The sequence below is a fragment of the Paenibacillus sp. FSL R7-0273 genome (assembly GCF_000758625.1).
Taxonomy (GTDB): domain Bacteria; phylum Bacillota; class Bacilli; order Paenibacillales; family Paenibacillaceae; genus Paenibacillus_AQ.
Genome location: NZ_CP009283.1, coordinates 352,547 through 376,907, shown reverse-complemented (window position 1 = coordinate 376,907; position 24,361 = coordinate 352,547). Strand labels below are relative to the sequence as shown.

Below are 24,361 nucleotides of genomic sequence, written 5' to 3'. Positions count from 1 at the left end.
TGTAAATGGAATTTAATCATCTGTTTCGTCCTGATCCGTTTGTCTGCCCCTGCTATAGCATTTCGACCGTCTGCGCCCCAGTCCTCCCCCGCAGTGTGAACATGCCAAAAAGAGATACCCGCCGCCGCATAAACGGAGGCAAATATCTCTCTTCCGGCCTGCTTTATAGCCGGCCTTCTCTTTGTCTGTATCTTTCTTAAGCCGACATATGGCTATATATATGGTCAAGCCGTAGGCCGTGAAGGCTTCAGGCTCATTCCCTTTTCTCTTGCCCGCTTTTGTCCAGGCGCCTTCAGGGATACTGCGATGAGGCAGGCCAGGATGCACAGCAGACCGATGATGATAAAGGTAGGCTTGAATCCGCCGAGCAGCGCTGCAATGAATGAGCCGGACAATGCGCCGATTCCAAAGCCCTGATAGACAACACCATAATTCTTGCTGTGGTTCTTCAGTCCGAAGAAATCGCTGACGATGGCCGGGAAGACGGTGATGTTCCCTCCGAAGCAGAAGGCAATGGCAGCTACACAGGTGAAGAACAGGCCGTAGTTCAAGGTAGCATAGCTGAGGGTAAACATTGCTGCAGCTGTCACCGCCAGGGTGATGCTAAGCAGCTTCAGGCGGCTCATCCGGTCGGACAATGCGCCGAGAATCAGGCGTCCGGCCGTATTGAAGATGGCGATCATCGCTACGGCATTGGCAGCTGCGGCCACATCCAGGCCGGCCAGCGTCACGCCGATGTCCTTCACAATGCCGATCAGGTACAGACCGCTCATGCAGGCCGTGAAAAAGATGACGAACAGCAGATAAGCTTCCTTGGTGCGCAGCATTTCTTTTACCGTATAATCTTTGGCTGGTATTGCTGTGCCTCCTGCAGCCGCCGCCCTGCCGGAGACAGCCTGTGCCTCAGCCGGAGCCGGAGCCTCCCTCACCAGCATGGAGCCGATAACGATCATGATCATCACGATGATGCCCCAGTACAGAAAAGCACCGGATACTCCCTGAGACTCAATCAGACTGCCGTTGATATATTTGAAGATCAGACTGCCCGTACCGTAAGCCCCGACGGACACCCCGGAGATCAGCCCTTTATTCTTAGGAAACCACTTAATGAGATTAGACAGCGAGGTTATATACGCGGTTCCGTCCGCATAACCCACCACTACGCCAGCCAGCAGATAAAACATCGGGAGGGAGCTGGCCTGTGAACTTATGATCAGGCCAAGCCCCAGTATAATTCCTGCAGCAGCGGTCAGTCTGCGGAGACCGAACCGGTCCTGCAGCTTCCCCGCGAACAATGTCGCGAAGGCCAGGGCAAAGCTGGTAATGGAAAACGTTATTGAAACAGAGCTGAGCTCCCAGCCAAACTTGCTGACCAGCTGAGCGTTGAACAAGCTCCATGTATAGATGGTACCCAGTCCCATTTGCATGATTACTGTGCCTAGAACGATAAGCCATTTTTTATTGCCTGGCATAGCCGTTGTCATGGATGATTCCTTCTTTCTCTCTGAAGTCGCTTGAGGTCTTCTTTGCCTCCTCATTGTAGCGAAATAACGCTTTCTTGAGAGAAATCCGGAATGAGATGACGGTAACGGGGAATGAACTGCCGCTAGAGGCGCATGATCTGCCTGAACTCCTTCACCCTGCCGCGGCTTACAGGCACTTCAGCATCCAGATCACGCAGCCGCAGCAGATAAGTATTGTTGAACCAGGGGATGATTTCCTTGATCTTGGACAGATTCACCAAATAGGAGCGGTGACAGCGGAAAAAGCGGTCCTGCGGCAGCCGGCTGTGAAATTCGCTAATGCTGAGCGCCATACTGTATTCCTCAACCTTAGTGATTACGCTCGTCGTTTTCTCCTGCGCCGAAGCATAATAGATCTCGTCGGCATCGACAACGATGATCTTTTCATTTTTCCACAGATTCACCTTATCACTGAGCTTGACGCGCTCTTCTTCGCCTTGGCGCCCGCGCGCCGCAAATGCCCCCTCCAGCTTGTGCAGCATCGTCTTGATCCGTGTTTCGCTGTAGGGCTTGAGAATATAGTCAAAGGCCTCAATCTCAAAAGCCTCGGCGGCATGCTCCTTGTAAGCGGTAATAAATACAATATAAGGCTTAACGGAGAACCTGCTGATATTCTGGGCCAGCAGCACGCCATCAATCGAGGGAATGTTAATATCCAGAAAAATCACATCAACCTCTTCCGTCTGCAGATATTTCAGCGCATCCAGCCCGTCCTCAAATTCGGCTGCAACCCTGATGCTGCTATGCGCTCCAATCAGAAAAGCCAGCTCCTGTCTGGCCAGCACCTCATCCTCCACAATTATCGCTCTCATCGCTGCTCCTTTTTGACGTCAAAATAAATGTCCGTCCCTTTATCAAGCCTCTGGATGGTCAGACCCTGGCCATAAATCAGCTTTACCCGCTGGTGTACATTGTACAGACCGATTTTGTTATCCGGCATATTCCCGCTGTAGACCCGCTCGACCGTCTCCTCACTGATTCCGGCACCGGTATCGGTAATGCCGACCCGCACCGCCTCACCCAGGTCTTTTACCGAGATCGTTACTGTACCCTGGCCCTTCGCCTTCAAAATACCGTGTACAATCGCATTCTCCACCAGCGGCTGAATAATCAGGCTCGGAATACGCACCTCAACCTCGTCGATATCATACTCCACCGATAGCCGGCTACCGAACCGCGCCTTCTCGATCTCCACGTACTGCTGAACCTGCTGCAGCTCACGCCGGATGTCAATGAATTCATCGGTCAGCTCGAGATTGTAGCGCATATAGCCGGACAGATTGACGATCAGCTCCCGTGCCTTGCCCGGATCGATACGGATGGAGGAAGCAATCGCATTCAGCGCATTAAACAGAAAGTGCGGGTTGATGCTGGTCTGCAGCGCCTTCAGCTCCGCCTTATTGGCCATCTCCTTGATCCCCTCGACCCGGGATACCTCCATCAGCGTGGAGATCATCTGCGAAAGACCGACAGCCATCGCCTGCAGGGAATAGGTGATTTTGTGGGCTTTGGTGTAATAAATTTTCAGTGCTCCGGTTACTTCACCCTTCTCCTTAAGCGGAATGATGATCAGCGAGCGGATCGCCCGGTTCATATACTCCGTATCATCATCGCGGATTGTAATTTCTCCGCTGCTGATTGTTTTCTTCGTCTCCTCGCTGATAATGTCATCTGTCTCCATGTAGTACTCCTCACCCACGCCGACATAAGCGCGGATATGCCCGGTATCGGTAATGGCGACGGCATCAGCCCCGATATCGTCCTTGATAATTTCACAGATGATCCGCAGCGACCGGGGATTAATGTTACGGAAATACGGCAGCGTTTTATTCGCAATATCCAGCGCCAGCTTGGACTGCTTCGCGGCAATCCGTTCCTTCTCCCCCTCCACACTCTGCACCAGCATAACAATGAACCCGACGCAAATCTGGCCGGCAATCATCGGAAAAGCAATCTTCGATACAATATCCGCACCAAGCGAAGCCGGGTTAGCCATCACAAGGATCAGCACCATCGTCAGCGCTTCACAGGCCATACCGGCCAGAATACCGGCAATCCAGCGTTTGTCCGGTGAAGTGCGCCTGTAGATCACTCCGGAGACCACCCCGGCTGTGATGCTGGTAATCAGACAGGGCACCGAAGTAACACCCCCGATATCTATCAGAAACCGGTGAATGCCCGAGATCAGTCCCGTAATCATCCCTACCCAGGGTCCGAAAAGAATACCTCCGGCTACAATGGCAATGATCCGCACGTTCACGAGCGAGCCTTCCACGTTGATTCCGGTATACGTTCCCAATATGGCAAACAGGCTGAATATCACTGTCACCATAGCCAGCTCCTGCGGAGCATACGCCCCTTTTATAAAAATTTCCTTAAAGCGCGGCAGACGGGTCAGCACGAACAGGCACATCAGCAGCAGCGCCGCCCGCTCGAACAATTGCAGCAGAATCGTCAGGTTATAATGCACAATTACGCCTCCAATGGTCAATCTAAAGGTTCATTATAGAGTCTGCCCCTTTCTGTTAGCAATCTGACATCTCCGCTTCCAGCATATCTCTCTGCCGCATTTAGTCTTATAATAAAAGAATTGCTGTCAGAGCCAGCAGGCTCTATGCGCGGCTGAATCACGTTATGGAGGTGCTTCTCTTTTGCCGGTTACTAATGAACAGGATTTGCTCCAGGCTGTAAAAGAAGACCCGTGGATGATGGATATACTGGCTGCCGTGAACACCCTGGGTCTGCCGGACTGCTGGGTCTGCGCCGGATTTGTCCGCTCCAAGGTATGGGATATCCAGCACGGCTTCAGCAGCAGAACGCCGCTTGCCGATGTGGATGTTATCTATTACGATCCGTCTGATCTGCGGGAGGAGACGGAAAAGCTGCTGGAAGCCCGGCTGCGGGAGATAGACAGTGCCACTCCCTGGTCCGTGAAGAATCAGGCCAGAATGCATACTGTTAACAGCCTGCCGCCATACACTTCCTCTTCAGACGGAATGGCTAATTTTCCCGAGACGGCAACCGCACTGGGACTGGCCCTTACTGCGCAGGGGGATCTGCTTCTGGCAGCACCCCATGGAATCAACGATGTTATCCGTCTTGTAGTCAGGCCTTCTCCCCGGTTCAGCTCCGACCCGTATTTACAGGAGGTCTACACGCAGCGGATATCCCAAAAGAACTGGCAGGCAGTGTGGCAGCAGCTGCAGATTATTCCTGCAACGGGAGGTTAGCCGGTCTTCTCATGGCCTCTGCCAGCTGAAAAACAGCAGCCGCTCCCCTAGAGGAACGGCTGCTGTATCAACGCACATCCATTTATTTCTCCCGCTGCACCGCCACTAAGCTACCGGCCAGCGGCTGCCGCTGCCTTATACCGCAAGGTCAATCCCGATTACACCAACCGTCTCCCCCCGGCTATTCTTAATCGCCCGCGACAAGGTGATGCAGGAGCGCTTGGTAATAGCCGAAACGTACGGCGAGGAGACATATTCGCCTTCGGTCATCGCTCCGCTCCACCACTCCCTGCGCTTCGCGTTCATCAGCCCCGCTGCAGGCTCGGAGAATATGAACGTCCCGTCCGTCCGGTTGGACCAGATCGCCTGCACCTCCGGCACCCGCTTCATGCAGGCAGCGAGCACGCTGCCGTGGCTTGCCGAATCCGGCACATACAGCTCCTGTCTGGCTGCAAGCTCCTGCAGTACTCCTTGCATCTCCTCCAGCCGGCCCGTATTCAGGGTTGCAGCTGCAGTGTTCTCCCCGGCAATCCGGCTTACCGACTGCTGCAGAGCCTGGGACTCACCCAGCAGGCTGGCGCTGATTTCATTAAGCTGGCCGATCTGTGACCGCTGCCGCATCACCTGCTCAAGGGTCAGATCCACGCCGGCAATCGTTTCGTTAACAATACCGACAGCACCCTTTAATTCCCCGGTAGCCGCTTCAATTAGCCCGCCTTGTCTGGAGGCTGCAGCTACCGTGTCAGCTACGGCGGTTCCGACCTCTGCCATTCTTGCCGACACATCGGAGAGCCGGAGCTTCACCGCAGCCACCTCATGCACACCCTGGGATACCGCTGTCTGCTCTTTAGCTGCGGATTCCAGCACCTGTCTTACGCCGTTATTAATGTCCAGCAGCACCTCTGATGAGCGTTCCACCGAGCTCCTGCTCTGATCCGCCAGCTGTCTGATCCGGGCAGCCACCACTTCAAATCCGCGTCCCTGTTCACCGGCCCTCGCCGCTTCAATAGAAGCATTCAGCGCCAGCAGGGAGGTCTCATTCACAATCCCTACAATCAGGGAGTTGATCTCCTCCACCACGGCAATATGCCCGCTGAGTATATTGAATTCATTCAGCATATCACCGCTTCTCCCCTGCAGCTCGGCCATAACCTCATCAGTATTCCTGAGCGAGCCGACCATATCCGTCATTCCCCGGCTGGCATCCTCCATGCTGGCTCCCAGCCGTTCCGTCAGCCCGCTGATCTGTGCAGTCACTTCAGCTACGCCGCCCATCGTCGCAAAGGCTCCCTCAATATTAGCCTTGGCCTCATTACTCCGGACCTGCAGGTCCACTTCATAGGCATGCGAATAATCTGCCGTCTGCTGCAGGCCCTCCGTATGGCGGCTTATTTCCTCAAGCGCCCCGTGAAGCTTGTCCGAAGTGACCACAATCTCATTGCCGAGCCGTTCGATCTGGTCCCGGGCCTCTTCAAGCTGCTTATCCCTGTGTATTCCGCTGCGGTATGTATTCCATGCAAGTCCGCCAAGCCCCGCCATCAGCACCAGGTATACCAGCTTATGCAGCCAACTGATGTCAATCCACAAACCGTATAAACCAACTGACAGTAACAGCAGAACGAACAGGACTTTTGTACTCCGGTGAACCCGCATTTGTACTTCCACTCCACTCTATTATGTTATGTATTCTAACATTATATCAGCGTAGTTAAATAAAGGAAGTATTTTCATCACATAAATAAAAGAGCTGTCCCTTCTGCAATAGCTTTGCATAAAAGGACAGCCTGTTGTTCAGTCTATCTGATTCTATTATCCGACATGTGCCGCTACCCGCTCCAGCATTCCGCGGGCAATCCATACGCCGGCCGCACCGGCCTGGGCCAGTCCGCGGGTAATCCCCGCGCCGTCCCCGCCGCAGAACAGACCGGAAATCTCCGTTTCCAGCTGCTCTGTCAGCTTAGGCCGGGCAGAGTAGAACTTCGCTTCCACGCCGTAGAACAGCGTGTGCTCAGAGGCGATGCCGGGGGTCACCTTTTCCAGCGCCTCTACCATTTCAATCAGGCTCTTCATGGTAATGTAGGGCAGGACCAGACCGAGGTCACCCGGAACCGCCTCCTTCAGCGTCGGCTCAAGGAACCCTTCCTTAATCCGGGTCTCTGTAGAACGGCGTCCGCGAAGGATATCTCCGTACTTCTGGACAATTACACCGCCGTTAGACAGGTCATTGGCCCGCTTGCAGATCTCCCGGGCGTATTCATTCGGCTTGTCAAACGGCTCTGTAAAGGTATGTGACACAAGCAGAGCAAAATTTGTGTTTTTGGAGCCCAGCGCAGGATCTTTATAGGAATGCCCGTTGGCTGCCATTACCCCGCTGTGATTTTCTACGACAACATGGCCTGAAGGATTACTGCAGAAGGTGCGGACACGTGTGCCGACAGAGGTATTGAACACAAATTTGCCTTCGTACAGATGTTCATTAATCTCCCGCATAACCACATCGGAGGTTTCGACCCTAACGCCGACATCGACCTGGTTATTGTACATTTTGAGGCGGCGTTTCTTCAGTACCTCAGTCAGCCAGGCGGAACCGTCACGCCCCGGGGCGATCATAACATGATCCGCCTCATAGGTCTCACCGTTCTTGAGCATAATTCCTGTGATACGGTGGGAGCCGCCCTCCTTGACGGTAACGATGTCCTGCACCTCAGTTTTGAACTGCATATCAATCCGCGTCTTCAGGTATTCATATATGGATTTAAGAATTTCGAGATTCTGCTCGGTGCCAAGATGCCGCACCTGCGCACGCAGCAGCTTGAGTCCGGCGGCATAGCCGCGCTGCTCGATGCTACGGATGCTGTCCGTGGTCGGATCAGTAATGGCCGGGGTTGCCCCATGCTCAAGGTTGATGGCATCAACATACTCAATCAGCTCCAGCACCTTTGAAGGTGCCAGGTAATCGGTCATCCAGCCGCCGAATTCAGTGGTGATATTAAATTTGCCGTCACTGTAGGCGCCTGCACCCCCGAATCCGGCCGTGATGGAGCAGGCCGGCAGACAGCCGGCAAATTCCTTGCGGCCGGCAGCAGGCGGACACAGCTTGATTTTTTCCTCAAGGATCGGGCAGCTGCGGCGGTATATATCATGGCCTTTATCTACAAGCAATATCTTCAGCTCAGGCGCTTTAAGGGTCAGCTCATAGCAGGCAAAAATTCCGGCCGGACCGGCCCCCACAACAATCACATCATATTTACTCATCTGTTCTCTTGTCCTCCCGGGAAGAAACGCCGCATATTCTGCCGCTGTTTCTGTGATTTACACACAAAAAAATCCCGGCTCTTCATAGGTATGCAAAACGCACCCTATTCGTAGCCAGGAATTTACGGTTCCCTGTAGAAACCCCCAAACCTTATCTCCGGGGATATACGAACAGCTTCACTTTATTATAAGAGCCACTAGAAATTTTACAGAAACAAGACGGATGTGTCAAGGTACTTAAGCATATATAATTCGTGTTTTTTAAGATATTTTAATGTTAACCGATTAAATAACGCATTCATATCACCAAAACACGAACATTATAATATTCACAAGATATGGGAGGATCAGCAGTTTTTTTGTCGAATATATAGTGATATTGCCACTGGAAATGAGGAACTGTTTATGCACATCCCACCGCCAACTCCTCGCCAAAGCTACTGGAACCGGGTACTCCTCAATACCTTCTGGATGGTTCTCCTCGTATATTTGGCAAGTCAGCTGTTCATCTCACTATCCATGTGGGGCCATAGACCTGAATTTACGGACAGACAATATTTTGTTACCCATGTACTGATACCCGATTCTATCATCCTTATCCTGCTCCTCATTCTGGAAGCCACCTTTAGATGGAGGCCGGTATTCTCAGAATTCTCGATAGTCGTCGCAAGCCACATTTATGCCATCCTGATCATAACCAATCTCACCAGCGAATATGAGGTTAAGCCGCTCATCATGCTGCTGCCCCTGCTTGTATCTATGATTTATCTCAAGAGCAGCTATATGAAGGCCTCCTCACTGATCTGTCTGCTCTATATCGTCACGCTATTCAGCAATACACCTGTTTACGAATATACCCTGCGGATTCAGCATATTATGATTGCCTTGATTTTTGGCGGCACTGCACTTGCCGGTTTCGGGGTAATCGGGCGCGGCCGGGATCTTATGCAGTCTCTGGAGGATTCCGTGAAGTCGGAGCAGGATCTGCGCATCCAGAATATCATCATGGACCGGTTGTCCAAAATTGATCCGCTGACCGATCTGTATAACCATAAAACCTTTCATGAATATCTCGGCTGGCTGATTGATCACCAGCAGAATAATCCGTTTCCGATGCAGCTTGCCGTCCTTGATATTGATAACTTTAAAAAGGTGAATGACCGGTACGGCCACTGGGTGGGAGATATTGTGCTCAAGCAGGTCGCCGCCGTCGTTCTGCAGCATATCGGTACTGATGACTTTGCCGCCCGGTATGGCGGGGAGGAATTTGTAGTGATTCTGACGGCCAAGCCGCTGAATGAGGCGCACGGTATCATGGAGCGCGTCCGGACAGGCATAGCAGGCCTGCCGGTTGAAGAGATGAATGGAGAGTCTGTCACAGTGAGTATCGGCATGCATGAATTTTCGGTATCCGATACGAAGAGCCATACCTTTCAGCGGGCAGACGATGCCCTGTATGAGGCCAAGAAGACGGGTAAGAACCGGATCGTCCTTCGATAATCCATTCTTATTTACAGCAAAAAACCGGATCCGCATACAGCGCAAATCCGGTTTTTTATGCGGGCAGACGGCTTAGGCCTGTCAGCCAGGCTGCTGCTCCAGAAGCTCCCATACTCCCCGCGGAGGTACAGGCCTGCTGATCAGGTAGCCCTGCACCTTGTCACAGCCCGATTCATTCAGGAACGCCAGCTGGCTGGCATCCTCCACTCCCTCGGCTACTACATCCAGGCCCATTTTATGCCCAAGCACAATGATTGTCTGAACAAAGGATTCGCTGTACGCCTGATCAGCCAGAGAATCAATAAAGATTTTGTCCATTTTGAGCGTGGAGATCGGCAGCTGCTGCAGATAGCTCAGCGAGGAATAACCCGTTCCGAAGTCATCCAGGGCGATCCGTATGCCGCGCGACTTGAGGAATTCCAGCTTGCTGACCGTGCTCTCGAACGATTCCATAAAGATTGATTCCGTAATCTCCAGCTCCAGACAGCTGGGTGAAAGCCCGCTTTCCCGCAGGCTGTCCAGCACCACGTCTACAAAGTCATCCTGCAGGAGCTGAATGATGGAGATATTAACCGAGATTTTGTAGAGCTGTCCTGTACGATCATGTATCCCCTTCATGAAGCTGCAGGCTTCCCGCAGCACCCACTCCCCGATGTAAATAATCAGCCTGGAATCCTCGGCGACCTTAATGAAGGAGAGCGGCGATACAAACCCGAGCACCGGACTGTTCCAGCGGATCAGAGCCTCGAACCCGGTGATCCGGCCGGTCCTGATATCCGCCTGCGGCTGATAATGCAGCTCGAACTCATTATTATTCATGGCGCTGCGCAGGTGCTTTTCAATATGCATCCGTTCATTAAATGCGGTGTGCATCGACTTGTCATAGATAACATAGGTGCCTTTGCCTTCCTCTTTGGCCCGGTACATTGCCACATCGGCATTCTTGAGAATCTCTTCGGTTGTCTCCCCGTCTTCCGGATAGAAGGAGATACCGATGCTGACAGACACATAGAGATTACTCTCGCCGATCAGGAAGGATCTGCGGAATGCGAGCATAATATTCTCCGCCAGACGAAGCACAGCTTCACGATCATCCGCATCCTCAATAAAGACGACAAACTCGTCACCCCCAAGCCTGGACAGCATCCCCTCGCCCTCCACCAGTGACTGCAGCCGTTCACTTGCCTTGCGGATCAGAATATCGCCGGATTTATGGCCCAGTGTATCATTGATATATTTGAAATTATCGGTATCCACGAACAGCAGCGCCGCCTTGCCGCCGGGCCGCCGGAAATAGTTCTCCATTGCCTCCAGCAGGGAGATGCGGTTCGGCAGATTGCTGAGCGAGTCCATATAGGCCAGCCTGTGCATGTGCTTCTGATTTTCCAGCAGCATATCATATTGCTCCACCAGCTCCTGCTGGGTTGCGGTAAGCTGCTCATAGGTCGCCTCCAGCTCCTGATAGCTGTTATTCAGCTTGAATTCAACCTGCTTGCGTCTGCTGATGTCAATCAGCGAGCCGTTGAACAGCTTCAGCTTGTCATCGGGATCCACGATGGCCTTGCCTCTCACTTCGAACCAGATATACCGGTTATCTTTGGTGCGCATGCGGTACTCGGTCTCGTAGATTGGAGTTCTGCCGCTCAGATGCGCCTCTCTTGCTTTATCAGCGGACTCCCGGTCGTCAGGGTGAATAATACTGAGAACTCCTTTATCAAACCCGTTAACCTCATCCTCAGTGTAGCCCATAACCTCGTACCAGCGGTCAGAGAGCCTGTAGAACCCGGTCTCCCAGTCCAGCTCCCACATATAGGCACCAGAGCCTTCAGAGGTCAGGCGCAGGCGCCGTTCATTTACACTGAGCCTGTATACCTGCTCCTGTAATTCCGTCTCTGTCGCTGTTAGCTCTTCATATGTAGATTCCAGTTCCTCGTAGCTAAGCTGCAGCTTCAGTTCATTCTGTTTACAGTCGTCGATATCAAGCCCCACCAGAAGGTAGACATTCTCATCCCGGGTATCCATTCCTTTGATCAGCGTGGTCCGTATTGAAAAAAACCTCGCCTCCGGTGAATGCTCAGGCAGCTTCAGCTCTACATTGTTGACAAAATCCTGATAGACCGCCCGGTTCAGCAGGTCGCGGAGCAGCGAGACCCCGCCATCCAGCTCCGGGAGCTCAGCGAGCTTCTTGCCCAGCACCTCTTCTTCCTTCAGTCCGGTCATCTTCTCTGCAAACCGGTTAAAGCGCATGGTCCGCTTATCTCCGGTTACCGCCCACACAATCATTCCTGTATGCTCGATCACATCTTCAAAAAATTCCTGCTCCTCATGAATCGTGCGTCTCAGCCGCCGGATATACATTCTGATGGATACGACCCCGAAGAGAAGAATGCACAGGCCGATTACAATCCCAAAGATAATCCGGTCATTAATCATGGCATTATAGGCTGCCGAATGAGAAAAGAAGTACTGCTGGTATAATTCCTCGAAGGCTCCGGAACGCTGAAGATGTTCAAGCCTTGCATTAATATAGGGGACGAGCTCAGGAGAAGAAGTGCTTACACCATAAGCCACATCTACAGGATACAGATTACTCAGCTTGCGGATAACATTTCCTGTCAGGCCGCCTTCGACGATCAGGTAGTCGACAACCCCCTGATTTTCAAACAGCAGGTCAATCTCGCCTCTTTCGAGCGCGTTAAGCGCATCCGGTACAGTGGGATATTCTATGTATTGGGGAATTCCTGCCTTACTCTGCAGCATTGCTGCGGAATATTGGCTTTTGCCTACGCCTACTTTGTAGTTTCCCAGCGCGTCCAGCGTCACCTTGTCCTTAAGGGTCTGCCGTGAATATACAGAAATGTAGCTTTTGAATACCGGTGTAGAGAATAGGATATCCTTCTTCCGCTGCTCCGTTACTGCCATAAGTCCGGTCGTATCAATCTCTCCGGCAGTCAGCAGCCCGAGGGTCTGCTCCCAGTCCCCGGTGCTGTAGCGGATCAGATACTCCTGTTTTTCAAAAATCATGCTTGTCAGGTCGATATCAAAGCCGGTCAGATACCCGTTCTGAATATACTTAAACGGCGGATAATCCAGTTCTGCCTGGTACTTAATATCCTGTCTTTCAGCGTGAGCGGCAGCAGACGGTGCCAGCATAAGCAAGATGCTAATCAGAAGCAAAAATGTACACCGCTTCATCGCAAATCTCCTTCTTCCCTAAATCAGCTAAGGGCCTCGTATGCAGAATTTATTCGACAAAATATGGTAGGATTCCTGCTCATTCCCCGCCAATTGTGATAAAATGTGCAATTGCGCTTGCTCTAGGACCGCTTTTAACGGAAATAAAGATAGAACCTTTAAATTTGTATTGCTTTTTAGAGGCAAAGTGTGGATAATAACATTAACCAGTGATAATGATTATCATTATTAAATTTAGACTATTCATTCACTTCACTATATTGAGCTAAAGGAGACTGAACACCCATGAACGCAGCCACTACCCGGACAGCATTACAGGTTGACGATTACCTGGATCTGCTCAATCTTGCCGTAAAAGTCGGAGACCTGAAATGGCAAAAGGAAATTAAGTCCCGACTGCAATATATACTCTGCCTGCAAACCAGATAGCAGTGATACAGCCGCATTCCCGTGGTACGGGGGTGCGGTTTTTTTGATTCAAGGGTGTTATGGGGTATAATCACAATAAGAAACCGGGCCATAGTCCCTTAGAACGGAGTGTGCTCAATTTGAAAAAAATATTTGCTCTATTCCTGATCTTCAGCGTGCTGTGGATGACCGGAGCTCAGGCCTCCGGCTTTCCAGGACAGCAGGGATTAGTTACCGATGATGCCGGAATGCTCTCCACACAGGAGGCAGAGGCAATCGCCAAGGCTGCTGCCGGTGACCGTTACACCTTCCATGTGCTGACTATAGATTCACTGGACGGCGCCAATGCGACCGATTATGCAAGCAATGTCTATGACAGCTGGGGGCTGGCCGCACGCGATATTCTGCTGCTTATCTCTGCAGGCGATCAGCAGGTGGAGCTGAACTTCATCAACACCCCGCTCCAGAATGCCATTAATGCCTGGTCGCAGAGCCAGGGAGGAGGAACGGGGAGCGCCGCTATTACCGGAATTATAGACGCCTATTTCATTCCCTCAGCAAGAGAGGGCGACTTTGCCGGAGGGATCAGCGCGCTGATTACAGAGCTGCAGTCCCTTGGCAGCAGTCCGGGCAGCGGAGGGACAGGAAGTACGGGTGCTGTAGGCGGCGGAGGCACAGGGGCCGGAGGCACCAGCGGCGGGAACTCAGGGGCTGCAGGTTCCGGCGGATTGAGCGGCGGGAGCCCGGGGTCAGCAGCTTCCGGCGGCTCAGGCCTGCCGCTGCTGACCCTCGGGGCAATTGCCGCAGGTGCAGCGCTGCTGGCCCTGGCACTATATGTGCTGGTCACCGGACAGCGCCGCCGCAAACAGCTTAGCGAACTCCAGAGCCAGCTGGCTGGCCTGCTAGTACAGACAAACCGGGCGATTGAGACGCTGCAGCCGTTCCAGGGCATCGTACAGGGCAAGACCGGTGGGATGGTGGACGGGATTTCCAAACGGCTAGATGCCCAGCTGGTGGAAATATCAGCACTGCAGAGTACGGACCGGAGTTCGCAGCCGGCATTCTATCAGCTGTCTGCGCTTAAGACTGCAATTGCTCAGGCGGAGCAGACTGTAAATACCTTCCGCACCCGGCTGGAGGAGGAGGAACGGCAGATTGCAGTCATCAGTGATGCTGACCGCAACGTCAAGCAGCAGATTACCGAGCTGAAGAAGGATGCTCCTGAGCTCGACAGCCAGCTGCAGGATGCCGTTAAAGACACCGGCTATGAGCTGCACGAAATTGCCGAGGATCTGAAGGAGCTGGCCGAAGCAACCGCGAAGGCGGATCAGCTTGAGCTGTTTGATCCGATTGCCGCGCAGGAGATTACGGAAGAGGCCCAGGAGCAGCAGGAGCAGATTGAACAGGATCTGCGCGATGTAGACATCTATGATGATAAGCTGCAGGGCTTCAATGGCGTCCTCTCTGCTGCACGTACGCAGATTGCCGGGATTATTCAGCAGAATTCACTGCACAACATGAAGGTCCGGCCTTACGATAATCTGGAGCAGGCCGCTGCCGCTGCAGAGACACTGCGGGAGCCGCTGCGCAGCGGAGATATGGACCGGGTGCGCAGCATAGCCGCAACGATGGATATGCTCGTTCAGGAGGCGGTTGCCATGACGGAACGGCAGGCGCAGCTCCGCGAGAGCAACCGGCGTGATCTGGAGACCGTACGCAGCAGCTGGAGCGGACTGACCCAGCGGCGTAATGAGCTGCAGAGCCGGCTGGCCGAAGCCCGGACCCGGTTTGCAGAGCAGCATCTCTCATCCATTGCTGAGGTGCTGGATGCCTCGGGCGCCCGCCTGCGTCAAGGTGCAGGTGAGGTGCCGCAGATTGAGACGTGGACCAGCGACGAGCGCGGCGAGTACGACAATGCCCGGAGCGGGCTGGACCGGCTGCTTACGCTGCAGGAGGAGACGGCGAAGCAGTTCAGCAGCGTCTCACAGAGCCTGGAGGAGCTGAACGGACGGCTGGAGGGCGTGAAGCGCCTGTTCCAGGAGGGCCTCAGCCGGGCGGACTCCGCCCAGCGGCTGCTCGAAAGCAGGGGCTTGGCCGGCCGGAGCAGATTCCAGGCCAGCCCGCTTCCGGAGTACGGACAGCTTGAGTCAAGGCTGGCCGCCCGCCCTTATAACCTCGACGAGCTGGAGACGCTCGGGCGGTCCTATGCCGCCCAGATATCCTCCTTCGTCGAAGAGGCGAACCGGCTGGTGCGGCAAAAGGAGGAAGCTGAGCGTCAGGCCCAGCTTGCAATGATGCGGGAGCGCCAGCGCAGAGAGCAGGCCCGCAAGCGGATGTCCTCCGGCCCGCCCTCCTCGGGCGGCTTCGGCGGCGGCGGACGATCCTCCGGCGGCTCCTCCTGGGGAGGGGGCGGACGCTCCTCCGGCGGCTCCTCCTGGGGCGGCGGAGGCAAATCCGGCCGGAATTCCGGCGGGTCCAAGTGGTAGCTCCGTAAGGCAGCTCCGGCCAGGCTGAAGCCCGGTTTGGCTGCAGCTGTTACATGCACGGCAAGTGAACAGCACTAAAAAGACCTTGCTTCGGGATACCCGAGCAAGGTCTTTTTTTAAGTACAGGCTTTAGATTTAGTGCAAATCTCCAGGGTCCTTGTCCAGAAACGGCTTGTTCACATAGTAGTACATGACGCCCATCAGCACACCGCCGCCGATCAGGTTCCCGAGGGTAACCGGCACCAGATTGTGGACAACACCGCCCCAGGAAATGGTTCCGGGATGATCCAGCACCAGTGCGATAGCGAAGGTACACATATTGGCGATACTATGCTCGTACCCCGAAATAAAGAAGCAGAAAACGAACAGCATCATTGCGAACATTTTGGCCCCGTCCCCCTTCATGGACATCGGCACAAAAAACGCCAGACAAACCAGCCAGTTACACAGGATCGCCCGGAAGAACAGCTGTAGCGCCGGTGCCTCCATTTTGTGGGCTACCACATTCAGCAGAAATCCGTTAACGCTGGAGTCATCGAACAAGCCGGTCAAAAAAATCAGCAGCGCAAATGCCGTTGCCCCGAGAATATTCCCGATATAGCTGACCACCCACATCCGGACCACCTTGGTCCACTGCATCTTTTTTCGCAAAGCAGCATAGGAGTAATAAAAGGTATCACCGGTGAATAAGTCACCGCCGCCGTATGAAATCAGAATAATTGCAGCCCCAAAGGTAATCGCAGCCATCGGATAGGTCATCGGGGAATGCTCCATGTAGAAGAAATTCCCTGTCTTAAAGGCTACAATGACACCGAAGCCGATGAACATGCTGGCCAGCATGGCTCTTGCGATATAGCGCCATACACTTTGATTAAAAATCTTCTGTTTCTTGAGTGCCAATTTTTCAACCTGCAGCAGTGCCTCGTTCTCCATATGACCTCCGCTTACGCTCGTATTTTCAGCAGTCCGGGCTGCAGCGCAGCCCCGGGTTATTATACCCAATAAACCGCTGGAAATTACTTGAACCAAGAAAAGCATAAGAAATGTTTCAGCCCCCGAAGGAAGGAAGGCCGCCACGCAGACCTACCCGCTGCTGTCGTCAGAGTGATTCAGACCGGCAACCGATTCCGCCTTGTTGATCCCGGCGACGATAATAAGCACCAGTATCAAGCCTCCCAGTATCATCCCCAGCCCCCCGTTTCTCCGTAAAACCTATGCCGGGAAGCGGGGGATTATGAGTTCTGGTTAATCGGCCAGAGTGCTGGTCTTTAATTCAAAAAGCTGCTGAGCCCGCTGTCATTCGCCGCCTGCTTCAGCGCCTGCGGCTGTGAGCCTTCATTAAGGCCGAGACGGTTGTTAAGCTGGGTATTGATCGTAGTCATCTTGGACGTGTAATCCTGACAGCTCTCGATAATCCGGCGGTTGGACTGCTCGGAGGTATCCAGTGCGCTCAGCAGATCGCCGATTGCCTGATTGACAGCTTCAAGCGACATGGAAGGCTTGGACAACAGCTCCGTGGTTTTCTCAGTCGTTGTGCGCAGAAGCCGCGCGTTCTCCTTGAACTGGTCTTCAATCGTCTTGTTCGTCGCCTCAACCGCAGAAATGACATTCTCCTGGTCCGCCAGCGACATCGCAATCATTGCCGACACGGTAATCAAGTTTGAGGTTTTATCAATGGCGTTGTTAACCGAATCAATCAGCTTATCATTGTTGTCATTAATGATATCTGTAGCGGCAATCGCCTGATTGTAGAGCAGGATCATCTCAGTCATGGACTGGATACGCACCATAACCTTGCGCAGTCCGCGTTCCAGGTAAGCCTTGCGGAACTCGTTCTCGGGCTTGGCAATTTCAACCTCAAACAGCTCCTTCAGTCTGTTACCGAAGGCAATCTTAGTCTGCAGATTGTAGATTTCCTCCATTGAGGTGCGCTTGAGCTGGCGCATATTGACGATGCTCTCTTCCAGCGTATCGCGGCCGTCACGCAGGCCGGTAACGATAGCGTCAATATTGGTGCGGACAGACTGGTATTTATAGACGTAATTCTTGAGCGGGCTCTTGCGGAGCATTTTACCGAAAAAGCTGACGTTCTTGCTCTGCTGGAGCGTCTCACACTCGTTGCGCAGCTTCATAATCATATTCGGCACTTCCACACGCTTGCCGGACATAAGGTCATTGACCGGACGGTCCAGCAGCTTCAGTGTCTGCCCGGCCTTCTCCTGCGTCTTAACCCCCAGCTTGCCGATGTCATCCATCAGGGAGTCTAGGGCTACGGTATCTGTCTTGGCTACCTGTTCTATTAACTGCGAGGCTTCTTCGACTACCTTCTGCTCGTCTTCCTTCTTGAGCTGAATTAACTGCGTGGACATGGGTTTCCCTCCTATAATTCGGAACTGCTGTACCGTTGATGAATCAGTTCCGCCTTGGTCTGAAGTTCCATCAGGTCTTTGTGTTCGATCGTCGAGGCGATGTCTGATATTTTGGAATCAACATCCCGCAGACCGTTCAGCAGCATTCTCCGGTTTTTCGTTTTGGCTTCGCCGCCAAGCCGCAGGAACGGATTAATAACACCGTTCAGATCCTTCATTACCAATCTGCGGACGGTATGATTAATCTCTCCGTTACCGAGCTCCTGCAGCAGCGGAAGCACCCGCTGGAGTCTGGCGAAAAGCGCCAGTGACTTCTCGACAATTTCATTGTCCAGCGTATCCTTCTGCCCCTCTGAAATGATCATATCCTCCAGAATGACAAGATACTCGACTACCGCTGCAAACTCCCCTTGAACAGCAGGCTCCGCAGGCGGTTTACCCGGAGCAGCCGCAGGAGCGGCTGCTCCGCCAAATGCGGCTCCGGCAGGCGCAGCGCCGCCGGCAGCAACGCGGGCCGGCTCCGCAGCGGGTGCCGGGGCTGACGGGGCTGGCGCCTGGCTGGCCGGAAGCACCTCCGCTGGCAGATTAACCCGCGTGCGCTTGCCGCCCAGTACAGCGACGCCTGCACCGGCTGCCGGCAGCAGCAGGGAGATCAGCTCAGGCAGAAAGCTGCTGGTCAGCACCGCCACCACATAACCGACGGCAGCATACAGTAACACTTTAGATTTTGTGTTCATTTCATCACCTCTTGCAGGCTTGCTGCATTTCGCCTAATTCACAGCATCAGGAATGGTGGATTCAGCGAAGATTTTCATAATCATCGGCTGTTCAATATGGCTTGCAAGTACATCTTCACCGAACTGGACAGGCTCAACCTTGCCGCCGAGTGCGCTTTTGACAGCCAGGTACGGGAAGTTAATGCCGGACAGGCAGGAGACATGCAGCCCGCCCGACATCCGGGGATTAATCTCCAGCAGCTTGGGAACAGCACCGCCATACTTCATCTGAATATTATAATTGAACGGAATCTTGAACGTCTCAGCCACTCTGCCGGCAATATGCTCGAGCTCCGGTATATGCTCCATCACCCGCAGGCGTCCGGTATCCTTGCGCCGGGGGACAGCGGCCAGCAGCCTGCCGTTCTCATCAGCCAGACAATCAATACTGTATTCGTAGCCTTCAAGCAGCTCCATCACCATGAGATCAGGGAAGGAATCTGTACTGGCCAGAATACGGTAAGCATCGTCAAAAGAAATATGCTGGGTTACATAGCCGAACAGCTCCTCCAGCGGACTACGGCTGTTGTTAATAATCCGGAAGCCCAGGCCGCCCTCCGTCTCCGTCGGTTTGAAGCAGACGCGAAGGCCTTTGGCAGAGAGATCCTCATACGCGGCCTTGAACTGCTCCGCATTGCTGACCACATGGTATTCCGGAATTTCCATAATCCCGGTTTCCTTAACCTTCTCGTAGAACTTGCCCTTATCCAGCATCATTTCCAGCAGATCCAGGTCACGGCATACCAGCACCTTCGTGCCGATTGCCTCAAATTGCGCCGCGTGCAGGGCGATATCCATCATATGCAAACGGGGAATAAATAGATCTATCTCATTGCGGCGGCAGAAATCAACGCAGAACTGCACGTACTCTATGCCAGTAACCGCAGGCTCCGTACCGGCGACATCAGCACCCTGCAGCGACATATGCTTAATATCGGGGTGTGTGGCAAAGATCTGCACAGGTACGCCGTCTTCGTTATTGCGGATAAGATTCATATAATGATAAGCCACGGAAAACCAGCGGTTAAAATAAATATTTACCTTTTTCATTGCGGCCCAACTCCCAATGTCGTTAGATTATGATAAATCCTCTGCACATACAGCATAATTTCATCCCCTGCAAAAACGCCTCTGCACTCCGTAAAGGGATACTTTAATTTTACTTGAGTCACCTGCTGCTCGGCAAATATTTCTCCGTGGCAGGGGGCGATAGCATAATCGGCGCTCTCCAGCAGGCTTTTGTCCAGCAGCGAATCACCGGAGGCCACCATAGGCTCAGAGCGGACCGTACGCCGCACATGGATGATGGCATCGCTCTTGTTGACCGCTTCCGGGACCACATACAGCTTACGGCCCTGCAGTGACACTCTCCAGCCTAACCCGTGCAGACGCTCGGACATATGATTAATCTCATCCAGCGGCAAAAGATCCCGGTACACCATATACGTGAAAAACAGCTCATCACAGTAACGCTCACTGATAATCCATTCTTCGCGGACAACGGACCGGACAATCTGCCTGACCTCTTCCGCCTCAGCTGAACGCTGCAGCACCAGACTGCCGATATGGCTGCGCCATTCCTGATCGACTACCCCATTTACAAGGATATTGCCGCCGTTGCTGGTAACAGCGTAATCCGGGATCAGGGTCTCCTGGAACAGGTTAATCCGCTTGTATTCTGCAATAGTGCGGGTAGTCACCGGCATAAAAATAATATCCGCCGTAAGCTCCTGCAGCAGCTGAAGCGCCCGCCCCGATATATAGGATCTTGTAACTCCATCAATAATCTCCGCAGGCACAAGTCCGGGAGTATCCTCCGGAACACTTAATGCACCAAGGGAATAGATCAGCGTCCGGTCCAAATCACTGGCATAAATCATTCAGACTCCCCTCCCTTCAGCGGTTTAATGATCCCGCAGCAGGAATAGGCCAGCCCCGGATACTCCTCCACCGGAACGCCGCGTTCTTCGGCCAGCAGGAGAATATGGCGCAGATTAGGATTGTCTTTAGTATCGACAATAATTTTCCAGGGTACTCTGCGCAGCAGCACCCGGGTGGTCTCACCTACACCCGGCTTGATCAGATTGATGTTATCTATTCCGAAATGCCCCTGCAGGGTTATAATATCCTGCATTCCCCGCCAGGAAATCTCAGGAGGCGAAGCCCCCATTTCTCCGGCAGCAGCAACGGCTGCTTCTCTTACAGACGCGAAATAGGGAGTAATAGCGTCAATAAACACATTGGAGTAGTCATGCTCAAGCCATTCCTTATAGAACTTCGCGCCATGGAAATCCTCCGGGCCGGTCAGATCGTTCCGCTGCACCGTCCGGCTCAGCAGGCCGGACACCGTAGAATTCAGGCAGGCGCTCGGAATCAGATAATCCTCTCTTGTCCCGAAGGTCCCCGAGCAGTAGCCGGGATCAGCTAATACGGCGAGCTCATCACTGAGCTGTATCCCGTACCTGCTGTAGAACTCCTTGCACGACTCCTGCAATACCCGCGTAATTGCCCCTTTGCCAGTCCATCCGTCCACAAATTGCAGTTTGGCCCCTATGCCATGCTGCTGCAGAATGTAGCGGACAGCATTCATATCAAGGCCTTTGCCGCGGATGATGGAGACACTGTAGTGCGGCAGCTCTGCCCCGTACATCTCAGCAATATAGCGCCTGATCAGCACGCCGATCGGGGTACCGGCCCGGGCCAGGGAGACGAGCACCGTCCCCTCCGTTCCCCGCCGGGCGACAATCCGCTCCGAGACAACGGCTACAGCCAGCGCCACCTTAGCTGCAGACTCCCTTAATGTCTCGCGGAACAGCCCGATGTACTGCTCGGTGGGCTGATATTCCACCGGAAGCATCTCCGAGTAGCTCACTCCCGACTGAATCGCCTTCTCCCGCTCCGCTGTTCCCAGCTCAAGCGCCTCGCTGCTGAGATCCTTCAGCAGAAAGGTAACATCAGACGGGGGATAGCTTCCCAGGCGAACAGGCGGGGCTATTTCCGGACCCAGCACCGTATTCCGCTTATCTGTCCCCTTCATCTGCAGCCTCCTCCGCTTCCTGCCGGGCAGCCAGTACAATAAGATGTACCTTATTACCGGCCAGCCCTTTCAGGATATCCGTCATCGGCTTAATCCGCTGAGCCGGTACATCGCGCTCAAGCAGCACAAAAATATCATCGTATTGGCCGTACTCAACATTGTAAATATAGTTAATGATCGACGGATCACCGGCTGACGGATAGCCGGCCGCACTGCGCACCCCGTAATCCGGCCTGTGCTGCGGATGAATCGGGCTGCGGGTGGAGGACTGGTAGGATACGTCTTCTCCCAGCTCTGCAGCAATTCTCATGGGCAGGTACATGAATTCACCGGTACCCATAACCAGAGCGTGCCGCCCTTCTCGCAGTGCCATAAGCCGCGCCGCTACCCGATGAACCTCCTGGTCGATCAGCCTGTTGTCGGCCGATTCAAGGCCAAAACGCCCGCTCAGCTTCAGATATGGAGATGCATTGATCTCTCCGCAGGAATCGGCGGAGCTGACTTTCAGCCTCTCCAGCGTATCCTCTATATAAGTGGTCACCACAGGTACCCCGGTGTCCAGGTCTGCACCGCCTTTGCCGGCTTCCGTCTCCAGCAGCGGTGTTCCTTCAACCTGAATCGTCCCCTGCAGCAGCGATATTGCGCTTATCCGGATTCCAAGCTCCTGCTCCAGATCACGGTATGCCTGGATATTGGCCGCGCTTCTCCAGTCCAGCAGGGAAGCCACCACATATTCCCGGCGCGGGAATTTGGCCTGAATATCCCGGATAATATTAATAGCTGTGTTCCCGGTTGTAATCTCGTCATCGACCAGAATAACCGGCTCTTCGCCGGACAGCATGCCCGGATGCAGCGCATAGCAGAGATGGTCTACCGCATGGGAATGCTCTTCTTCAAAGCTGATGACGGAGGTAAGCTCCGGAATATCCTCACGGGTAGTATGAATATAAGACGCGCCGCCGGCAAAAAGGTTGTACATACTATGACCCAGTGCGGTAGCGGTTTCGGCAAAGCCGATAAAAACAACGGGGCGCGGAAGCGTAAGCTGCGCCGCCAGCAGCTCGCGGTAAGCCTCCTCGGCATACTGCGGATGAAGCAGGCCATGCACCGCCTGATCCAGCAGCTTGTCCATTGCGGCGGTCTCCGCGCTCATTTCACGGTACAGGAGCAGGCCAAGTGCAGCCCCGCTAAGCAGCGGAGTATAGGGGTTAACGGGAATATGCTTGCCGAGCACCTTGCTGACAAAGAGGAAGGAGCGCTTCTTATTAATCCGGGCCGCCATCAAAAATAAGGATTCGGCCGGCATCTGAAAGGGGTTGGAGGTCTCGGTTACCGTAACCTGCAGATTGTCGACAATATTAAACGTGTGAATATTCATTTTCGGGTAGCAGGCAGGCAAAATGCTGTTCTTCATGTAACACCCCGTATACTTGAGATCGTTGTACAATACGCTTCGCCCAGTTCAAATGCGGCTTGATTTCATTCATCTTGTTAAAATATTCACTTTTAAACACGCCGCGGCTGCCGTCATTACTCCCGATAATGCCCAGGGCATCGACATACTCCTCGTGCATAACCGAATATATAGCCTGCACCGGTCTGAGCTGGGAAGGATGAATAATCGTCTTGCCTACAATCCCGTTCTCCTTGTCCAGCTTTACCTCGCGGATCAGGCCGCCGGCTGCGCCGGAGTAGAGGCTCACTTCCCGGGGCTGTCTGCCGAAGGATTCATCGAAAGAGCTGAGCTGCGGACGGAGGCTGCGGCGTGCCCTGTTGCCGAAATATTCCCATACCGGTCCAGATATGACATAGCCGTCCTCTACCCGGCCAAATACATTGATCATATCCGAGATGCAGTCACGGACGGGAGCAAGCTCATAGATACTGATATCCGGGCTGCGGCGCAGCCCGAACAGGCTCGAGAAGTCAGTCGCCCCGATTCTGACATTCAGTACATAATCACGGTAGTCGCCCAGCAGGTCACGGATGGCCAGCAGGCTGTCCAGCCGGCTCTCCCGGTAAATAATCGGAGCACTCTCCAGAATCGGCATGCCGTACAGCACAGGGGCATCATAACCGCGCGAGCTGTTATAGTCAGCAACGGCTTCAAAGAAATCGGCTCCGTTCTCAGCCGTAAATTTAGGAAAGACAAAGCCGGTAAGCATAGTAATCAGCGGTCCCAGCCGGAAAATCAGCTGCTGCAGCTGCTCCGGATTCCGCACACGGATAAAAATCAGCGGAAGACTGTTCACAGGGTCAGGCTCGTTATCCGCATAGGCAGACAAAAAGGACAGATGCCGGATTACTGACTCCTCGGCGAAGCAGACTTCACCGTCACCGATAGCATCCTCCAGATCGATAATTACAGTCACGAGTCCCTCTGCCCTCAGCTTCAGGATATCTTCCGCCACACTCGTACGGGTTGCCGGCATATACAGTGCTGCGCCGACGGCATAGGCCAGCAGCTCTTTAGGGGTATATTGATTAAATGTAACAGGCGGAGAATAGAATAATAACGCTTCTTGTTCCTTAGTCAGGTAATCGAAGTATTTCAAAGGCCGCTCCCCCTAATAGTTGTGCAA

Annotated in this window: 18 protein-coding genes and 1 riboswitch; of the genes, 4 read left to right on the top strand and 14 right to left on the bottom strand. The window is 53.6% G+C overall.

Annotation, left to right across the window (positions count from 1 at the left end; all coding sequences use genetic code 11):
- Positions 1–224: 224 nt before the first annotated feature.
- From R70723_RS01645 to R70723_RS01635, 3 genes are all read right to left on the bottom strand, one after another.
- Positions 225–1,484 carry an L-lactate MFS transporter gene (locus tag R70723_RS01645; protein ID WP_144027060.1) on the bottom strand — a complete coding sequence of 420 codons (1,260 nt, stop codon included), beginning with the start codon at positions 1,482–1,484 and terminating at the stop codon, positions 225–227.
- Between the two features lie 122 nt (positions 1,485–1,606).
- Positions 1,607–2,335 (bottom strand): LytR/AlgR family response regulator transcription factor, encoded by a 729-nt coding sequence (locus R70723_RS01640; protein ID WP_039869262.1) that lies wholly within the window; start codon positions 2,333–2,335, stop codon positions 1,607–1,609.
- A complete protein-coding gene (locus tag R70723_RS01635; RefSeq protein ID WP_269322686.1) occupies positions 2,332–3,993 on the bottom strand; it encodes a sensor histidine kinase in 1,662 nt (553 codons plus the stop codon). Before R70723_RS01635 ends, R70723_RS01640 begins: the two co-directional genes overlap by 4 nt.
- Positions 3,994–4,174: 181 nt before the next feature.
- Between R70723_RS01635 and R70723_RS01630 the strand changes: the two genes are divergently transcribed.
- Entirely contained in the window at positions 4,175–4,753 is a 579-nt protein-coding gene (locus R70723_RS01630) for a nucleotidyltransferase family protein (RefSeq protein ID WP_039869260.1), read from the top strand.
- A 135-nt stretch (positions 4,754–4,888) separates the two neighbouring features.
- On the opposite strand, the gene R70723_RS01625 is transcribed toward R70723_RS01630, so the two are convergent.
- Positions 4,889–6,406, bottom strand: a complete 1,518-nt coding sequence (locus R70723_RS01625; protein ID WP_039869259.1) for a methyl-accepting chemotaxis protein — start codon at positions 6,404–6,406, stop codon at positions 4,889–4,891.
- A gap of 156 nt (positions 6,407–6,562) precedes the next feature.
- On the bottom strand, positions 6,563–8,008 hold the full coding sequence (locus R70723_RS01620; RefSeq protein WP_039869258.1) for an NAD(P)/FAD-dependent oxidoreductase: 1,446 nt from the start codon (positions 8,006–8,008) through the stop codon (positions 6,563–6,565).
- A 91-nt stretch (positions 8,009–8,099) separates the two neighbouring features.
- Positions 8,100–8,199: riboswitch (purine riboswitch) on the bottom strand.
- 214 nt (positions 8,200–8,413) lie between these two features.
- On the opposite strand from R70723_RS01620, the gene R70723_RS31790 reads away from it, so the two are divergent.
- Complete coding sequence (locus tag R70723_RS31790) at positions 8,414–9,508, top strand: GGDEF domain-containing protein (RefSeq protein ID WP_081957136.1); 1,095 nt, start codon at positions 8,414–8,416, stop codon at positions 9,506–9,508.
- A gap of 81 nt (positions 9,509–9,589) precedes the next feature.
- Here R70723_RS31790 and R70723_RS31785 read toward each other — a convergent pair whose 3' ends face one another.
- The gene (locus R70723_RS31785) at positions 9,590–12,703 is read right to left on the bottom strand and encodes an EAL domain-containing protein (RefSeq protein ID WP_052421148.1); all 3,114 of its coding nucleotides are present in this window, start codon (positions 12,701–12,703) and stop codon (positions 9,590–9,592) included.
- A gap of 285 nt (positions 12,704–12,988) precedes the next feature.
- Between R70723_RS31785 and R70723_RS33680 the strand changes: the two genes are divergently transcribed.
- Both R70723_RS33680 and R70723_RS01605 read left to right on the top strand, forming a co-directional pair.
- The gene (locus R70723_RS33680) at positions 12,989–13,132 is read left to right on the top strand and encodes a hypothetical protein (RefSeq protein ID WP_167336675.1); all 144 of its coding nucleotides are present in this window, start codon (positions 12,989–12,991) and stop codon (positions 13,130–13,132) included.
- Between the two features lie 119 nt (positions 13,133–13,251).
- Positions 13,252–15,597 carry a TPM domain-containing protein gene (locus R70723_RS01605; protein WP_039869256.1) on the top strand — a complete coding sequence of 782 codons (2,346 nt, stop codon included), beginning with the start codon at positions 13,252–13,254 and terminating at the stop codon, positions 15,595–15,597.
- A gap of 135 nt (positions 15,598–15,732) precedes the next feature.
- Here the strand turns inward: R70723_RS01605 and R70723_RS01600 are convergent, their stop codons facing one another.
- From R70723_RS01600 to R70723_RS01565, 8 genes are all read right to left on the bottom strand, one after another.
- Positions 15,733–16,530 (bottom strand): formate/nitrite transporter family protein, encoded by a 798-nt coding sequence (locus tag R70723_RS01600; protein ID WP_039878114.1) that lies wholly within the window; start codon positions 16,528–16,530, stop codon positions 15,733–15,735.
- Between the two features lie 335 nt (positions 16,531–16,865).
- The gene (locus tag R70723_RS01595; protein WP_039869254.1) at positions 16,866–17,966 is read right to left on the bottom strand and encodes a toxic anion resistance protein; all 1,101 of its coding nucleotides are present in this window, start codon (positions 17,964–17,966) and stop codon (positions 16,866–16,868) included.
- Positions 17,967–17,977: 11 nt separating this feature from the next.
- Complete coding sequence (locus R70723_RS01590) at positions 17,978–18,703, bottom strand: hypothetical protein (protein WP_039869253.1); 726 nt, start codon at positions 18,701–18,703, stop codon at positions 17,978–17,980.
- 33 nt (positions 18,704–18,736) lie between these two features.
- Positions 18,737–19,792 carry an ATP-grasp domain-containing protein gene (locus R70723_RS01585; protein ID WP_039869252.1) on the bottom strand — a complete coding sequence of 352 codons (1,056 nt, stop codon included), beginning with the start codon at positions 19,790–19,792 and terminating at the stop codon, positions 18,737–18,739.
- Positions 19,789–20,622, bottom strand: a complete 834-nt coding sequence (locus R70723_RS01580; protein WP_039869251.1) for an HAD family hydrolase — start codon at positions 20,620–20,622, stop codon at positions 19,789–19,791. The genes R70723_RS01585 and R70723_RS01580 overlap by 4 nt, the downstream gene beginning before the upstream one ends.
- Positions 20,619–21,779, bottom strand: coding sequence for a cysteine protease StiP family protein (locus tag R70723_RS01575; protein WP_047170994.1), 1,161 nt, complete (start codon positions 21,777–21,779; stop codon positions 20,619–20,621). The genes R70723_RS01580 and R70723_RS01575 overlap by 4 nt, the downstream gene beginning before the upstream one ends.
- A complete protein-coding gene (locus tag R70723_RS01570) occupies positions 21,763–23,061 on the bottom strand; it encodes a phosphoribosyltransferase family protein (protein ID WP_039878110.1) in 1,299 nt (432 codons plus the stop codon). Before R70723_RS01570 ends, R70723_RS01575 begins: the two co-directional genes overlap by 17 nt.
- 76 nt (positions 23,062–23,137) lie before the next feature.
- On the bottom strand, positions 23,138–24,334 hold the full coding sequence (locus R70723_RS01565; RefSeq protein ID WP_047170993.1) for an HpcH/HpaI aldolase/citrate lyase family protein: 1,197 nt from the start codon (positions 24,332–24,334) through the stop codon (positions 23,138–23,140).
- Positions 24,335–24,361: the final 27 nt, after the last annotated feature.

Coding starts and splice junctions, on each gene's coding strand:
- R70723_RS01600 (WP_039878114.1), bottom strand. CDS start 16,530: ATGGAGAACGAGGCACTGCTGCAGGTTGAAAAATTGGCACTCAAGAAA.
- R70723_RS01580 (WP_039869251.1), bottom strand. CDS start 20,622: ATGATTTATGCCAGTGATTTGGACCGGACGCTGATCTATTCCCTTGGT.
- R70723_RS01625 (WP_039869259.1), bottom strand. CDS start 6,406: ATGCGGGTTCACCGGAGTACAAAAGTCCTGTTCGTTCTGCTGTTACTG.
- R70723_RS31785 (WP_052421148.1), bottom strand. CDS start 12,703: ATGAAGCGGTGTACATTTTTGCTTCTGATTAGCATCTTGCTTATGCTG.
- R70723_RS01570 (WP_039878110.1), bottom strand. CDS start 23,061: ATGGCGGCCCGGATTAATAAGAAGCGCTCCTTCCTCTTTGTCAGCAAG.
- R70723_RS01575 (WP_047170994.1), bottom strand. CDS start 21,779: ATGAAGGGGACAGATAAGCGGAATACGGTGCTGGGTCCGGAAATAGCC.
- R70723_RS01585 (WP_039869252.1), bottom strand. CDS start 19,792: ATGAAAAAGGTAAATATTTATTTTAACCGCTGGTTTTCCGTGGCTTAT.
- R70723_RS33680 (WP_167336675.1), top strand. CDS start 12,989: ATGAACGCAGCCACTACCCGGACAGCATTACAGGTTGACGATTACCTG.
- R70723_RS01640 (WP_039869262.1), bottom strand. CDS start 2,335: ATGAGAGCGATAATTGTGGAGGATGAGGTGCTGGCCAGACAGGAGCTG.
- R70723_RS01645 (WP_144027060.1), bottom strand. CDS start 1,484: ATGACAACGGCTATGCCAGGCAATAAAAAATGGCTTATCGTTCTAGGC.
- R70723_RS01590 (WP_039869253.1), bottom strand. CDS start 18,703: ATGAACACAAAATCTAAAGTGTTACTGTATGCTGCCGTCGGTTATGTG.
- R70723_RS31790 (WP_081957136.1), top strand. CDS start 8,414: ATGCACATCCCACCGCCAACTCCTCGCCAAAGCTACTGGAACCGGGTA.
- R70723_RS01595 (WP_039869254.1), bottom strand. CDS start 17,966: ATGTCCACGCAGTTAATTCAGCTCAAGAAGGAAGACGAGCAGAAGGTA.
- R70723_RS01620 (WP_039869258.1), bottom strand. CDS start 8,008: ATGAGTAAATATGATGTGATTGTTGTGGGGGCCGGTCCGGCCGGAATT.